Raw genomic sequence first — 14,919 nt, 5'->3', positions numbered from 1 at the left:
AGTGGGTTAATGTAAATCGAAGAATACTATGCAGATCACATTTTTACGCCATAATATTGAAGAATAGAATTTATATTTCATTGTCACGATCGGGGCAAAATGAAGATAGAGGCCTTTTACCTCCGGTCTGAAGGGGGAAATGAGCGATTCGCTTTGCCCACGGGGGAGGAGGTTAAGGATGAATGCACCACCGGGGGAAACACCGGGTAAAAATGCAGAGAAGGTGGATTCTCTGCATCTTACCCATCACGAAAAAGATCAGTGCAGTGCGGGCCAGTACCCTTCGTTGGCGACGATCAGTTCATCGAGGATGGCTTTCGCCACCGAAGCGCTGGGCACCGTTTTCGACAGGGCGATGGCCTGCCACAGTTTCTGGTAACTGCCCTCAATCCAGGCGTCAACCACCAGTTTCTCAACTGCCACCTGCTGCTCCATCAACCCTTTCTGGAATGACGGGATTTTCCCCATCGCCAGCGGTTCCGGACCGTTAACGCCCACCAGGCAGGGGACTTCCACCATCGCCGTCTCATCGAAGTTGGCGATGGCTCCGTTGTTCTCGACGATCAACAGCATCCGCTCCTGGGTGTTAAAGGCGATGGCGCAGGCGAGGTCGACGATAAAGGTGGCATGGGCCCCGGCATGGAAATGCGCGCCTTCCGCCGTGCCGCGACGGGTGATCTCCCGGGCCATATCAAAGACCTCTTTTTCGCGTCCGGCCATCACCTCGTTGGCCCGCGTAAACTCCGGGTCGGAATGCGCCACTTCATAGTCCGGGTAGAGATAGTATTTCAGATAGGTGTTAGGCAGCGTCGTCGGATCGAGGGCAAACACATCCTTCACCTTTTTAAAGGTCTCGATCCAACTCGGCGCCTTATGCTGAAAGTCTTCTTTTGGGCTGCTGTATCCCTGTTCCGCCACGTGACGCTTCAGCGCCGGCATCAAATCGTTACCGGCTTTATCGGTGATGCTGGTCCACCAGCCGAAGTGGTTCAGGCCATAGTAACGAACGTTCAGCGCTTTGCGCGACGGCAGGCCGAGGATGTCGGCGAACAGACCCTCGATAGCCACCGGCATATCGCAGATATTGATGATGCGCGCGTCGGGCCGCAGGCGACGGGTCGCTTCCGCGACGATAGCCGCCGGGTTGGAGTAGTTGAGCATACAGGCCCCTGGAGCGTACTGCTGCATATAATCGACCAGCTCCAGCACCCCGGCAATCGAGCGCATACCGTAGGCAATCCCACCCGGACCACAGGTCTCCTGGCCCGGCACGCCATATTTCAGCGGGATCTTTTCATCCTTTTCCCGCATCTCATACAGGCCAACGCGAATATGCGCCATCACGAAATCGACGTCGGTAAAGGCCGCCTGCGGATCGGTGGTATAGCTGAACTTCACCTGTGGGAAGCGTTCAGCCACCAGGATGGCGCAGGCGTCGCCGATAGTCTTCTGACGCTGGTGATGGTTGTCATACAGACGGATCTCCCGCAGGGGAAAGCGCGACATATTTTCCAGTAACATCATCACAATCCCAGGGGTATAAGTACTGCCGCCGCCGGCAATGGTGACCACAAAATTATCTTTCATTTACCACCTCGTTATTCAATAACACCCAGACTGGCGTTGACCGCCGTTCGAATTTTGTTAACTCCCAGGCCATAGATAACCTGGACATGGTTTCCTTTAATCAGCACGCTGCTCCCGCCGCTCTCTTTCAACAGCGTCTGCTGGATAAGGGCGGGGTCCCGCACATCAACCCGCAGACGGGTAAAACAGTTGCCCACCGCACAGACATTCTCTTTCCCTCCCAGCCCGGCAATCACCAGCGCGCCTTTATCCGGATGCTCGCTATTAGCCTGTTGCGAATGCTCATCTTCGGCTGCGGTTTCGCGGCCCGGGGTGAGCAGCCGCAGACGGGTAATACAGAAGGTGCCGACCAGGTACATGGTCGCGGTTTCCAGCAGACCGAGGGCGACAAACACCGGCCAGCGCGTCGCGCTGACTCCCGCCGGGAGGTTATAGACGACGAAATCGATGAGACCGTTAGTGGCGCAGACCCTGACGTGAAGCAGCCAGGCCAGCATCTGGAAAAAACCGTCCAGCAGGGAGTAGATAAGCCACAGCAATGGGGCGGTGAAGATAAAGAGAAACTCAAAAGGTTCGGTGATCCCCACCAGGACGGAGGTAACAATCAAGGGGATCAGCGTGACTTTCAACCGCTGCTTATTCTCCGGTTTCGCCGTACGGTAGAAGGCGAGCGCCATGCCGGCGGTGCCAAAAATCTTCACCATCCCATAGGTGAGGAAACGGGCGGAATCACTGAGCGCGTCAACGGGGTGGCGGGCGATTTCGGCCAGGAAAATAGGCTTAGCGCCAATGACGGTCTGACCATCGATCAGCAGCTGACCGCCGATAGAGGTAAAAACGAACGGCGACCAGATCAGATGATGCAGCCCGGTGGGGATCAGGAACCGGTTGAGAAAGCCGTACAGGAAGACCCCGATGGCGCCAAAGGATTTCATAAAGCCGGTCAGCGCCGAAATGCCCAGCTCCACTACCGGCCAGAGATAGACGGTGGCGATGGCGAACATGCCAACCAGCGGCAGCATCACGATCAGCACCAGCTTACTGTTGCCGTAGATCGACAGCGCGCCGCGAAACTCAATCCCAATCACGCGATTATGGACAAAGGCAACAGCGCAGCCAAGGATAATCCCAAGGAATACGCCCATATCGATAACCTGAAAACCGAAGATAAAGGTTTGTCCGCTGCCGTACAGTTGCGCGTTGGTGGCTCCGGTCGCCAGGCGATGGGTGAGGGTTAGCCAGCTATTATTCGCCGCCAGGTACATCAGCCAGGTCATGGCCGCCACGAAGGCCGCTTCGGCCTTGCGGGTTTTCGCCAGACCGCTGGCCAGCCCAAGGCAGAACAGAAACCCAAGATGGTTCATCAGCGCCCAGAGCATACTGGAGACAAATTTCCCCACCAGGTAGAGCCCGCTGCTTTCATCCACCCACAGCCGGTTGGTCGTCATGCTGAACAGGGCGATCAACAGGCCGATAGCTGGCAGATACAGCACCGGCCCGATCATCGCCTTGGAAAAGTCCTGAAGCTTTTTCACTCCAATCATGGTTGTCCTCTCGTCTTTGCAGACCGCTGTCATCACCTGATGAATAGGCTTATCAGACTAGGAGCAGACCACCGGGAACCCGAGCAGGAAAAGGGCCATCTGTGACGAAAGTCATATATATTATTGCTGGACAGATATATAAATATGGCGTGATTTATAGATGTGTCATTGTTGATTTTTTCGCTGCAAGATAAAAATAATCATTTAATTACATGAGGTTATTCATGGTTACCGTTGACTGGCGCCACTCCATCGAGACATCTAAAAGTGATTTATAAAAAGATTGCCACTGAACTGCGGACCCGCATCAACAGCGACGACTATGCCGTCGGCGATATGCTGCCCAGCGAAAAAGCGCTCGCCGCGGAGCTGAAGGTCTCGGTGATGACACTGCGCAAAGCGCTGGCGCTACTGGAGGAAGAAAAGCTGATCGCGCGGCGGCACGGCAGCGGAACCTGCATTGTGCGTAAAAGTAACTATCATGGCGGGGAACTGGAGGGCTTTAACTACCAGATGCAGGTGGTGGGCGTCACCAACTACCGTAACAAAGTTATTGAATTTACCCTGCTTGATGCCCCGCCAGCCATTGCCCAGCAGCTAAAGATCCAGCCGGGGGAGAAAGTGTATTACGTCAGACGGCTGCGGCTGATCGATGAGGTCCCAATCCTGGTGGAAAACAGCTATATTCCATTCGCCACCTTCCCCTGGCTCAGCGTGGGTAACCTCGAGCAGTCTAAGTTCAACTATTTCAAAAAAGAGTGCCATATCACCATCATCGAGAGCCACCGCAGCTATACCCCGGTGCTGGCGACCCGTGAGCAGGCGGAGCTGCTGCAGGTGGCGCCAAACAGCCTCCTGCTGCGGGTGCAGTCGATCAGCTACGCCCAGAACCGGGCGATCGTCGATTTCTCAGAGATCTACCAGAACACCAGTAAGTACAATGTGAAGCACATTACCCGCCGCTAGAGGATTCAGACCAGCCATCCCCGGGCGATCAGCTCTATCCCCAGCGCCAGCAGGAACAACAGAAAGCCCTGACGAAAGCGCTGCGGGCTGAGACGCGAGCGGATCCGCTGTCCCAGCCACATGCCGAGCAGCGCCGGCAACAGCGCCAGCGCCGACAATAGCCATGCATCATCATGCCAGCCATCGTGCAGGGCGAGGCCAGCCGCCAACGCCAGAGTGGAAAGGGTGAACGACAACCCCAGGGCCTGCACCAGCTCGTCGCGACGAAAGCCCAGCGCCTGTAGCCAGGGAACGGCCGGAATAACAAATACCCCAGTCGCCCCGGTGATAACGCCGGTAAGCCCGCCCATGAGCGGCGACAGCCACTTCTCCACGCGGCCGGAAACCTGAAACACCGGACTGCAGAGCGCATACCCGGCATAGACTATCAATGCGGCGCCAAGCGCCAGCGCCGACCACCGAGGATTGAGGCCGATCAGCAGTGAGGATCCGGCCAACGTGCCAATAATAATCCCGGTCATCATAAGCCAGAGACGGCGTACAATCTGCGCCAGCGCCGGGCCTGCCAGTAACTGCCAGAGATTGGTGAGCAGCGAGGGAAGCACCAGCAGCGCCGCTGCGGCCTGCGGCGGCATCAGCAGGCCAAGCAGGCCCATCGCCACGGTGGGCAATCCCATGCCGGTCACCCCTTTGACCAGCCCGGCGGCAATAAAGATCAACAGGAAAGAGATCGTGTGTAAATCGAACATTATGGCTCACTTTTCAGGGTAGAAAGGGGCATTGAAACAGCTGGTCGTGAGGGCCACAATGCGGTATGTTGGCCATAGACTACGGAAAAACCGAAGGGAAAGGAGGGCCTGATGCGACTGGATCTGGCCGATCTGCGGCTATTTATCGCCATCGTGGATACCGGCAGTATCACCGGCGGAGCGGCGAATGCCCATCTGGCCCTGGCGTCCGCCAGTGAGAGGCTGCGCAAGATGGAGGCCGAGATCGGCGTGCCGCTATTGCACCGTCATGCCCGCGGGGTGACGATGACAGAGGCCGGGGAGGTACTGGCGCGCCATGCCCGCCCGCTTCTTGCGCAGCAGCAGCGTCTGCGCCAGGCGATGCACGCCTTCGCCTGCGGTCAGCGGGGGACGCTGCGCCTGTTCGCCAACACCTCGGCGATGTCGGCCTTTCTGCCGGGGAAGCTCGCCGCCTGGATGGCAGCGCACCCGGCGGTGCAGATCGAAACCGAAGAACGCACCAGCGCGGATATCGTCAGCTGTATCCTGGCGGGCGTGCCGCCAGCTCACCCTCTGGCCGAAAAAGAGGAAGTGGCGTTTGCGGCGGTGCTCAACGAGCCGTTGGTCGCCCTCTATCAGACCAGTGCGCTACAGCAGCATATCGAACAGCACGCAGCTGAACTCGGCCAGGCGCTAAACGTTCGGGTCAGGATGAGCCATTTTGCAGGGCTTTGCGAGATGGTGGCGCACGGCGCCGGCGGGGCGATCCTGCCGCGCGTTATTGCCGAGCGTTACCGGCAGCGCTATTCGTTTGCCGTCATCGGGTTACAGGACCGCTGGGCGCAGCGCCGTTTGTGCCTGTGCTACCAGGATGACGCCAGCCTGTCGCCAGCGATGCGCCGCTTACTGGAATGGCTTCGTCAGCCTTGAGAATATCAGTGACAGTGTCACTTTTCATGCCCGTTATTGCTACTGACATCCGTGCCAGAGATGCGATAGTAGAGGTCCGCTTTTATTAAGACGCGAATCAGGACAGACAAGATGAGTACATTACCAAAGGTCGCGGTGCTGGGACTCGGCGCCATGGGACACGCTTTTGCCAGTAACCTGCTGAAAAACGGCTTTACCGTTGCCGGCTGGAACCGTTCGCCAGCCCGCGGCGAAGATTTACAGGCGCATGGGTTATCTCTGCACGCCACGCCGCAGCAGGCGGTGGCCGATGCCGAGGTGATCATCAGTATGCTCGCCGACGGCGAGGCCACCCTCGAGGTACTGGCGCAAATCGCGCCCGCCTGTCAGCCGCAGGCGATCTATTGCCAGATGGGCACCATTGGCCTGCCGGAGACCCGGCAGGCCATCGCTATGTTGCGGGAACTTCAGCCAGCGATGACCTATATCGATGCCCCGGTGTCGGGGACCAAAGCCCCAGCGGAGAAGGCACAGATCCTGGTGCTCGCCAGCGGAGATCGGGAAAAGGGCGCCGCTGCCGAACCGGTGTTTGCGGCTATCTCCCGCGGGACGCAGTGGTTTGGCGAGGCGGGCAACAGCCAGAAAATGAAGCTGGTCCTCAATGCCTGGCTGATTTCGATGATGCAGGGCATCGCGGAAAGCGCCCAGCTGGCGAAGACGCTGGGCTTCACCCCCGACCAGCTGTGGAGCGCCCTGGAAGGCGGCCCGCTGGCGGCGCCCTATGTCAAAGTGAAACTGGACGCCATCGCCAGCGAGCAGTTTACCCCGCAGATGCAGCTGGCGCATGCCCTGAAAGATGCCCGGCTGGCGCTTTCCCTGGCCGAGCCGCACACCATGCCGGGGCTGGAAAACATCGCCGAACTGTGGCAGCAGGCGGCGGACGCGGGATATGCCGGAGAGGATTTGTCTGCGGTATATCAGTGGCTGTCGCCGTCGTCAAAAGCGTAGTTTCCTACCCACGCCAGGAAAGAAGTGGCCATGGTGGCCACTTATCCTGGCGGATGGGGCATCAATTCGAATCTATCGTACGTTAGCTTAAGCTATCAATCCATTCGCTCTGGCGCGGATTCAGCCGGCGATAACAGTGTACCGACACCGCCAGCTGCGTCAGGTCGGTGAAGACCATCGGATCGAGCTGTATATGCTTTTTAATTTGCTGCAGCCGATAGGTGAGCGTATTACGATGAATCCCCAACAGCAGCGACGTTTTGCCCGGTTCGGCATTATTGGCAATAAAGCTGCTCAGGGTATCCAGCAGTACTTCGCCGGAATCATGCTCAAGCAGCTGGCGTACGTTATTGATAAAAAAATTGACCATATAGCTGTCTTCCAGCACCCTGAACAGGCAGAGCATTGCCATTTCGCGAAAGTAGTAGATCTGCCGCTGCGGCTGCACTTTGCTACCCACTTCGATCACCGAGCGGGCGAACCGAATGGCCTCGCGAATGTCCGGGGCGCTGTCCGCCTGCACGCCAATCCCGATATGGTAATGGCTTATCTGATTACTCAGTACAAACTCAATGCCCCGCAGCAGGGTTTCCTGGGCTTCGCTTAGCGCGTTGAGGATCAATATTTCATGGCTGCCCAGCAAAATAACATCACTTACGCCGGAGAGCTGCGAGAATTCCCGCAACAGCGTACTCAGTATGTCGCTTAACTGATGCTGTTCGACCTGCACGGTCACTACGATCGGAACCCGCGGTGTATCAAAATCGAAACCAAGTTCCAGCAGGCGATGAAGCGCTTCTTGCCCGGCGGGCGTAGCCCCTTGTTCCAGATACTGACAAAACAAGGTGTCACGCAGACGTTGCCGCCAGTTGGTTTCCCGCATCTCTATGGCCTGGCGGACCAGCAGTTCGGCGGTGAGCACCGCCAGTTCAGCATAGCGGCTTATCGCCGCGGGATCGCCGCTGATGCCTACCACCATCACCACGCGATCGTCATAGATAATGGGATGATTAATACCAGGATGCACGTTGTGAAAACGCGCGGCTTCCGCGGCGTTGTTAATACAAATGCGTTTCCCGGTGCGTATTACCTCCCGGGCGACTTCATGCTGTTCGCCGATACGATGCCGTTCACCTGAGGCAATGATCTGTCCATGATGGTCAATCACATTCACGTTATGATGAATTATCGCCATTGCCCGGGCGACAATTTCATTAGCCAGCGCTGTTGTAATAATCATACAGTTATCCGCTTATGTGCCTCTCCGCGCCACCCGCTCAGAAAGGTTCGTAGAACATTCTCCGCGGCGTCGGCGAGGAGCGGTTCGCATGTGTTCATCGACTCTGCCAGCGCCATAGGGCGCTGGCAAATAGACCACATTGCGTCAATATGGTGTTGATATAATTGCCGGCTGCTCTCATCACGCCCGCCGCAAAGGGCCACAACCGGCACGCCATGGCGTGCGGCTTTGCCTGCCACGCCCACCGGGGCCTTACCAAAGGCGCTCTGCCGATCGAGCCAGCCTTCACCCACGATCGTCAGCGCGGCATCGCGAAGATGGTCGTCGGCGTTAAGCAGCTCCAGCACCAGGTCAATGCCCGGACGCAGCGTGGCGCCGGTATAGGCGATAAGCGCAGCCCCCATACCGCCCGCGGCCCCGGCGCCGGGCCGTCCGCTGACGTCGAATCCGAGGGTTTGCGTAAGCAGCTGGCTATAATGCGCCATTCCCGCCTCCAGTTCGCAGAGCGCCGCCTCGTCCGCGCCTTTCTGCGCCCCATACACCCAGGTGGCGCCATGCTCGCCAAGCAGAGGGTTAGTGACATCGCAGGAGGCCTGTATTTCGCTTTGCTGTAGACGCGGGTCCAGACCGCTCAAATCGATGCGCTGAATATGCGCCAGGTCCTGACCTGCCGCGGGAGCCGGCAGCAGGGTGCCGTCCTTACGCCAGAATCGTGCGCCGAGCGCCTGGGCAAAACCGATGCCGCCATCGTTGGTCGCGCTGCCGCCCAGGCCGATAATCAAGTGCCGACACCCGGCGTCCAGCGCCGCCTTTACCTGTTCGCCCAGCCCGTAGCTGCTGGCCTGACGCACATCCCGCTGCGCTGGCGGCGTGAGTTCGAGCCCACAGCTTTGCGCCATCTCGATAATGGCCCGCTCGCCGGGCAGGATCAGGAAATCCGCCTGCAGGGAGAGGCCATAAGGCGAGGTAAAGCGCTGCTGTTGCCACACCGCCCCCTTAAGCAACGGACTATCCGCCAGTGTCGACAGCAGTCCCTCTCCGCCGTCGGACACGGGCATTTCGACCAGCTCCAGCGTCTGGTCAACCCGGCGCAATCCCTGGGCTACCGCTGCGCAAGCGGCCTGCGCGCTGCAGCTACCTTTAAACGAATCCAGCGCGATAACAATCTTCATACGTTCTCCTGCGTTAATGCGCTTTGCGCGGCGTTTTATCGGTGGTCATGAGCTGTAATAACATCCCCAGCAGCGCACATCCCGCCATGGTAAAGAAGGCGTAGATATAACCCGCTGGATTTTCCCAGCCGCCGCCAAACTGAATGAGCCAGCCCATAAGCAATGGCGAAATGCCGCCGCCGATAAACATCGCCGTGGTAATAATTCCGTTAGCGGTAGAGGTGGCGCGTTCTTCGGCGGAGTCCGACGCCATGGCGTAGTAGATAGGCCACACGGCGTTGGCCACCAGGCCAAAAAATAGCTGAATGGCGATAAGGCGCGGCATATTGGTGGCGAAATAGAACAGCGCAATGCCGATACTCATCCACAGACCGCAGACGATCAGGGTTCGTTTACGGCCAAAGCTATCCGACAGCCAGGGCCAGATTACCTGACCCAGGGTACCGGTAAGCGTGAAGATAATACTCAGCCCGGCGGACGCCGCCAGCGACAGGCCGGAGACGTGATAAAGATACGGGGGCAGTACAACGTTAATGCCCATATAGACGATTTGCGTTAGCAGGGTATTGCCCGCCGTCAGCGAAATATTGCGGTTGCGCAGGGTGCGTAAAAAGGTCTTCATCCCTTCGCCTTTGGCGACATGGCTGCTTTCCTGCGTCGCCGGGCGCGTCAACCCCTGGCTGTCGATATGCTGATAAAGCGTGTTGATGCGGTCGGCGGTAGAATATTTTGCCCAGAAGATCATTAGCGGGATGGCGACGAGCAGCGCCAGCAGGAAGCAGTAGCGCCAGCTGCCTTCGCCAAACGTGGCAAGCACCAGGCTTGCCACCACGCCGCTCAGCAGCGCGCCAATCGGATAGCCGGTATGATGCACCCCCAGCGCAAAACCACGCTTCTCTTTCGGCCACCACTCCGCGGTGTTGCTGACGCCGACGGGTTCGCCCCAGCCGGCCCCAAGGTTGACGCCCACGCGCAGCAGCACAAAGGCCGTCAGCCCGTGGCTGATCGCTTTTATCCCGGAAATAAAAGACAGCGCGGTATAGCCCAGCACCAGCGGTACCTGAAAGCGCGCTCGTTTCCAGCCAGACCCGTAGCGATCGCTCCAGATGGAGCCGGGAATATCCAGCACCGCAAGGGCTACCATGATCAGGGCGACGATATTGCCCCACTGTTCCGGCGAGAGCGAGAACTCCTTAGAGATGACCGGGCCAAGGCGCAGGATCATCTCGCGATCGTAGGCGTTAAGCACCCAGATTAGCCAGCAAACCAGTAGCGAAACCCAGGAGAAGCGATGTATCAGCCGCTTTTTGCCACGTTGTTCGCCGGCAGGTGTGTGATTGATTGTTGTCATAGTCGTGTTTACTCCGCGGCGTCGCGACAGCATGATGCGCGCCGCCTGGTGTCAGGGTCAGAGTCAGTTCGCCGGGTATTATTGTTATCGCGGCGAGCCGGTGGTTCGTTTAGCCGGCGAAGCGCCGTTCCGCTACGCCGGTCACGCCCAGGTCGTAAATGGCGAACAGGCTGCCGCGCAGCTGATTATCTTCCGGGAAGCGCGGCAGGGGCGGCTGCGCCATGGAGGTGACGTACAGCACATCAAGGTTTTCGCCGCCGAACATCACGCTGGTCACTTTTTTCACCGGCATCTCAATGATGCGATCGACCTTGCCCTCCGGGGTATAGCGCACCAGCTTGCCCGCGTAGACCAGCGCGTTCCACAGATAGCCTTCGCTGTCCACGGTGGCGCCGTCCGCCGCGCCGCCTTCGCTGCGATCGACATGGCAAAAGACCCGTTCGCCGGAAAGATCGCCGGTCGCGGTGTTGTAGTCCCAGGCGCAGATTTCGCCCGTCCAGGTATCGGCAAAATAGAAGGTCTCGCCGGAGGGGCTCCAGCAGGGGGCGTTAGAGACGATAATGTCTTTCTTCAGCACGTGCAGGGACAGATCGGCGTCCAGGCGATATAGCGCGCCGCTCGGTTCCTCTTCGCGCATATCCATTGACCCGAACAGAAAGCGTCCCTGACGATCGACTTTGCCGTCGTTGAGCCGGTTAAAGGGTCGGTCCGCTTCCGGATGGTGCAACAGCGTCAGCTCGCCGCTGGCGAAGTCGAGCAGATGAACGCCATTCTGCAGCGCCACCACCGCGCCTGCGCCGTTCTGGCGCAGGGCGAAAGAGCCAATTTTCTGTCGCACGTCCCAGCTCTTGATCGCGCCGCCCTGCGCGTTGCAGGCGAACAGGCGCCCGTCGAGGCTGTCCACCCACCAAAGACGCTGCTGTTCGACATCCCAGACCGGGCTTTCGCCGAGTCGGGTTTTTAAATCCAGTAACACTTCAATGCGCATAATGGCCTCCTGATTACACTTTTTCGCCGTGGGCCTGTTTCGCCGATACGGAGCCTGGGGATGAGGAACTTTTGAGAAACAGGGACACCAGCGCGCCGATAATCAGTAGCGCGACAGCGAACCATAAGCCGGACGTTGCCGCACCGGTGCGGTCCTCAAACGCGCCGAGAATAAACGGCCCGAGAAAGCCCCCGCACAGCCCGAGGCAGTTGAGCAGGCCGAAGCTGCCCGCCAGCATATGCCCGCTCATGATGGACGGGAGCCAGTTAAAGATGATGGATTGCATAGCGAAGAACATGAAAGCGGCCAGCGAGAAGCCAAGCAGCGCCACAGCGTGGCCGGCAATGGCGCCAATCGCCATGCCGGTCGCCATGACCAGATATCCGGCCATCAGCATGCTGCGGGAACGCTGTTCCGTGCGGGCGAATCGCGGCAGCAGGATCCCACCCGCGGCGGCGGAAATCCACGGGATGGCGGTCAGCAGACCAATCTGCAGCGGAGTAAGCTGGCCCCAGCTACCGATGATCCCCGGCAGGAAATAACTCAGGCCGTAAACCGAAAACTGGTGGGTAAAGTAAATCAGCACCAGCAACAAAAACACTCGGGTGGACAGCGCGGTTTTCAGGGAGAAACGGCTCGGCGTATGGCGCGTTTCCTCGGCTTCTTTCGCCAGTACCGCGTTAATGGCTTGCACATCGTCGCTGTCCAGCCAGCGGGCGTCGGCTGGTTTATCCGGCAGTCTGCGCCAGACGACGAACGCCAGCGCTATCGCAGGCAGCCCTTCGATAAAGAACATCCACTGCCAGCCGTGCCAGCCGGACATGCCATCAAGGCTTAATAACAATCCGCCCAGCGGCGCGCCGATAATATTGGCCAGACAGACCCCCAGCAGGAACAGGCCGGTGGCTTTTGCGCGCTCTTCGCGGCCAAACCAGAGGGTGAGGTAGTAAATAATGCCCGGATAGAGTCCCGCTTCGGCGGCGCCGAGCAGAAGGCGCATCACGTAAAAGGACGTAGGCCCGGTGACAAACGCCATACCGCAGGAGAGGATGCCCCAGGTAATCATGATGCGAGCTATCCAGCGCCGTGCGCCAATCCGGGTGAGAAACAGGTTACTGGGGATCTCCAGCACTGCGTAGGTGAGAAAAAACAACCCGGCCCCGAGGCCGAATGCGGTTGCGGAAAGGCCGATATCCACCGACATGGTCGCTTTCGCCATGCCAATATTTGTACGATCAATAAAGCTGATGATGTACGCCACGATAAGCAGCGGCATCAAATGGCGGTAGATTTTTTTATGGGTGCGTTGCAGCTGCGTCCCGTTTACCGCCTTTTCATTTATTGCGGACATGGTTATTATTTCCCCGTATTCGTGGTCAGAAGCCTTGCCGGGATCGAGACGATCCCGTTCGTCAGCTCACAGGTTGTCGCCGGGTGCTGACCCGAACGACGCCCGGCCCGAAGCCCCACTTCGGGCCGTCTTTTGCTAAGCGCCTTCGCGCTCGAACAGCATAGAAATCCCCTGGCCGCCGCCGATGCACATGGTGACCAGACCAGTGCGTGCGCCGCTGCGCGCCATTTCATACATCAGTTTGACCGGCAGAATCGCACCGCTGGCGCCTACCGGGTGGCCGAGGGCGATCGCGCCGCCGTTGACGTTAACGCGGGCCGGGTCGAGACGCAGATCGTTCATCACCGCCAGCGCCTGAGCGGCGAAGGCCTCGTTGAGTTCAATTAAATCAATGGACTGCACATCTATATTGAGACGGTCCATCAGGCGTCGGGTAGCGGGAGAGGGACCAAACCCCATAATCTCCGCCCCGCAGCCGGCGACCGCCCAGCCGCGAATGCGCATGCGCGGGGTTAAGCCGCGTTTTTCCGCCTGCTGGCGGGTCATCATCACCAGCGCCGCCGCGCCGTCGTTAATGCCCGATGAGTTGGCCGCCGTCACCACGCCGTCGGCTTTAAACGCCGGACGCAGCGTGGCGAGCTTTTCACGCGGGGTGTCGCGCGGGTGTTCATCGGTCGCAAACAGGCGGGTCGCTTTTTTGCCGTCCGGCACCTCAAGGGCCAGGATCTGCTCGCGAAAGCGACCCTCCGCGATCGCCTTCAGCGCCTTCTGCTGGCTCGACCAGGCGAAATCGTCCATCGCTTCGCGGGTAATACCGAAGCGTTGCGCGACGTTTTCCGCGGTGATGCCGTTGTGATAAGGGCCTTCCGGCCAGGTGAGAATGGAGATCAGGCCATCTTCCAGCTCGCCATGGCCCATGCGATAGCCATCGCGCGCTTTACGCAGGTAGTAGGGCAGCTGGGTCATATTTTCAGTGCCGCAGGCGACGACCACCTCGGCCTGGCCGCTTTGCAGCTGCATCATGCCGTCCGCCAGGGCCTGAAGTCCGGAGCCGCACTGGCGGTTAACGGAATAGGCGGTGCTCTCCTGCGGGATCCCCGCGCGCAGCTGACAGATGCGGGCGATAAAACCGCTTTCGGCGATTTGCCCAACGTTGCCGACGATCGTTTCGTCGATATCCTGCGGCGCAATCCCGGCGCGGGCGATCGCTTCGCGAATGACGGCGGCCCCAAGGTCATGCTGATGGGTATGTTTAAGACTGCCGTTAAACGTGCCAATAGCGGTACGGACGCCGCTGACAATCACAATATCATTAGCCTGGGTCATTGTTTTTCTCCTTACAGCACCATGCCGCCGCCGACGTTAATCACTTCACCATTGATATAGCGCGCGCCATCGGACGCCAGAAACGCCACACACTCGCCGACGTCTTTCGCCTCGCCGGCGTAACCCGCGGGAATTTTGCTGACCATGATTTGCCAGACGTTTTCCGGTACGCCGCGCGTCATGTCGGTATCGATAAAGCCCGGGCAGATGGCATTCACCGTGACACCTTTTTTCGCCAGTTCGCGGCAGGCGGTTTTGGTCATTCCCACCACGCCGGCTTTTGACGCCGAATAGTTGGTTTGCCCGACGTTGCCAAGCCAGCTGGCGGAAGCGATATTGATAATGCGGCCCGCACTGCGCTCGCGCATGCGGATAGCGGCCTGCTGCATACAGAGGAAAGTGCCTTTCAGATTAACGTCGATAACCGTGTCCCAGTCCGCTTCCGTTAATTTGTGCAGCATGGCGTCGCGGTTGATTCCGGCGTTATTCACCAGAATGTCTACCGGGCCAAACGCCTCTTCGGCCTGGGAAAACAGGGCTTCGACCTGCGTTTTTTCAGCGATATTGCAGCTGATAAACAGCGCCTGTGCGCCCGATTCGCGCAGGGAAGCGGCGGCGGCTTCGCCGTGTGCATCACGATCGGCGATAATCACTCGCGCGCCTTCCCGCGCAAGCACCTGGGCAATGCCAAAGCCGATACCGCGTGCGGCGCCGGTGACAATGGCGGTTTTACTGGCAAGTTTCATAGC

At 58.9% G+C, this 14,919-nt stretch carries 13 protein-coding genes; 3 read left to right on the top strand and 10 right to left on the bottom strand.

Annotated features, from left to right (window positions below; translation table 11 throughout):
- Positions 1-258: 258 nt before the first annotated feature.
- On the bottom strand, positions 259-1,587 hold the full coding sequence (locus tag KB890_RS01720; protein WP_094965667.1) for a 6-phospho-alpha-glucosidase: 1,329 nt from the start codon (positions 1,585-1,587) through the stop codon (positions 259-261).
- Positions 1,588-1,598: 11 nt separating this feature from the next.
- Positions 1,599-3,131: a PTS transporter subunit EIIC gene (locus tag KB890_RS01715; RefSeq protein WP_004179828.1), complete on the bottom strand. Its 1,533-nt coding sequence runs from the start codon at positions 3,129-3,131 to the stop codon at positions 1,599-1,601.
- Between the two features lie 267 nt (positions 3,132-3,398).
- On the opposite strand from KB890_RS01715, the gene KB890_RS01710 reads away from it, so the two are divergent.
- Positions 3,399-4,097: a GntR family transcriptional regulator gene (locus tag KB890_RS01710; RefSeq protein ID WP_002904825.1), complete on the top strand. Its 699-nt coding sequence runs from the start codon at positions 3,399-3,401 to the stop codon at positions 4,095-4,097.
- A gap of 5 nt (positions 4,098-4,102) precedes the next feature.
- Here KB890_RS01710 and KB890_RS01705 read toward each other — a convergent pair whose 3' ends face one another.
- Positions 4,103-4,846 carry a sulfite exporter TauE/SafE family protein gene (locus KB890_RS01705; RefSeq protein ID WP_002904827.1) on the bottom strand — a complete coding sequence of 248 codons (744 nt, stop codon included), beginning with the start codon at positions 4,844-4,846 and terminating at the stop codon, positions 4,103-4,105.
- Between the two features lie 111 nt (positions 4,847-4,957).
- On the opposite strand from KB890_RS01705, the gene KB890_RS01700 reads away from it, so the two are divergent.
- Both KB890_RS01700 and KB890_RS01695 read left to right on the top strand, forming a co-directional pair.
- A complete protein-coding gene (locus KB890_RS01700; RefSeq protein ID WP_020323809.1) occupies positions 4,958-5,755 on the top strand; it encodes a LysR family transcriptional regulator in 798 nt (265 codons plus the stop codon).
- A gap of 111 nt (positions 5,756-5,866) precedes the next feature.
- Complete coding sequence (locus KB890_RS01695; RefSeq protein WP_004179830.1) at positions 5,867-6,742, top strand: NAD(P)-dependent oxidoreductase; 876 nt, start codon at positions 5,867-5,869, stop codon at positions 6,740-6,742.
- Positions 6,743-6,824: 82 nt separating this feature from the next.
- On the opposite strand, the gene KB890_RS01690 is transcribed toward KB890_RS01695, so the two are convergent.
- The 7 genes from KB890_RS01690 to fabG form a co-directional block, all read right to left on the bottom strand.
- The gene (locus KB890_RS01690) at positions 6,825-7,982 is read right to left on the bottom strand and encodes a CdaR family transcriptional regulator (RefSeq protein ID WP_002904834.1); all 1,158 of its coding nucleotides are present in this window, start codon (positions 7,980-7,982) and stop codon (positions 6,825-6,827) included.
- Positions 7,979-9,154 carry a glycerate kinase gene (locus KB890_RS01685; protein WP_020323808.1) on the bottom strand — a complete coding sequence of 392 codons (1,176 nt, stop codon included), beginning with the start codon at positions 9,152-9,154 and terminating at the stop codon, positions 7,979-7,981. The genes KB890_RS01690 and KB890_RS01685 overlap by 4 nt, the downstream gene beginning before the upstream one ends.
- A 13-nt stretch (positions 9,155-9,167) precedes the next feature.
- Positions 9,168-10,538, bottom strand: coding sequence for an MFS transporter (locus KB890_RS01680; protein WP_004176181.1), 1,371 nt, complete (start codon positions 10,536-10,538; stop codon positions 9,168-9,170).
- A gap of 76 nt (positions 10,539-10,614) precedes the next feature.
- A complete protein-coding gene (locus KB890_RS01675) occupies positions 10,615-11,493 on the bottom strand; it encodes an SMP-30/gluconolactonase/LRE family protein (protein ID WP_004179832.1) in 879 nt (292 codons plus the stop codon).
- Positions 11,494-11,506: 13 nt separating this feature from the next.
- On the bottom strand, positions 11,507-12,844 hold the full coding sequence (locus tag KB890_RS01670; RefSeq protein ID WP_004179833.1) for an MFS transporter: 1,338 nt from the start codon (positions 12,842-12,844) through the stop codon (positions 11,507-11,509).
- Positions 12,845-12,979: 135 nt separating this feature from the next.
- Positions 12,980-14,170 carry a thiolase family protein gene (locus tag KB890_RS01665; protein WP_004179834.1) on the bottom strand — a complete coding sequence of 397 codons (1,191 nt, stop codon included), beginning with the start codon at positions 14,168-14,170 and terminating at the stop codon, positions 12,980-12,982.
- Between the two features lie 11 nt (positions 14,171-14,181).
- Positions 14,182-14,916 (bottom strand): 3-oxoacyl-ACP reductase FabG, encoded by a 735-nt coding sequence (gene fabG / locus KB890_RS01660; RefSeq protein ID WP_004179835.1) that lies wholly within the window; start codon positions 14,914-14,916, stop codon positions 14,182-14,184.
- Positions 14,917-14,919 lie beyond the last annotated feature (3 nt).

The sequence above is a fragment of the Klebsiella sp. P1954 genome, assembly GCF_018199955.1.
In the GTDB taxonomy this organism is placed as follows: Bacteria; Pseudomonadota; Gammaproteobacteria; order Enterobacterales; family Enterobacteriaceae; genus Klebsiella; species Klebsiella pneumoniae.
This window is presented reverse-complemented; position numbering and strand designations above follow the sequence as displayed.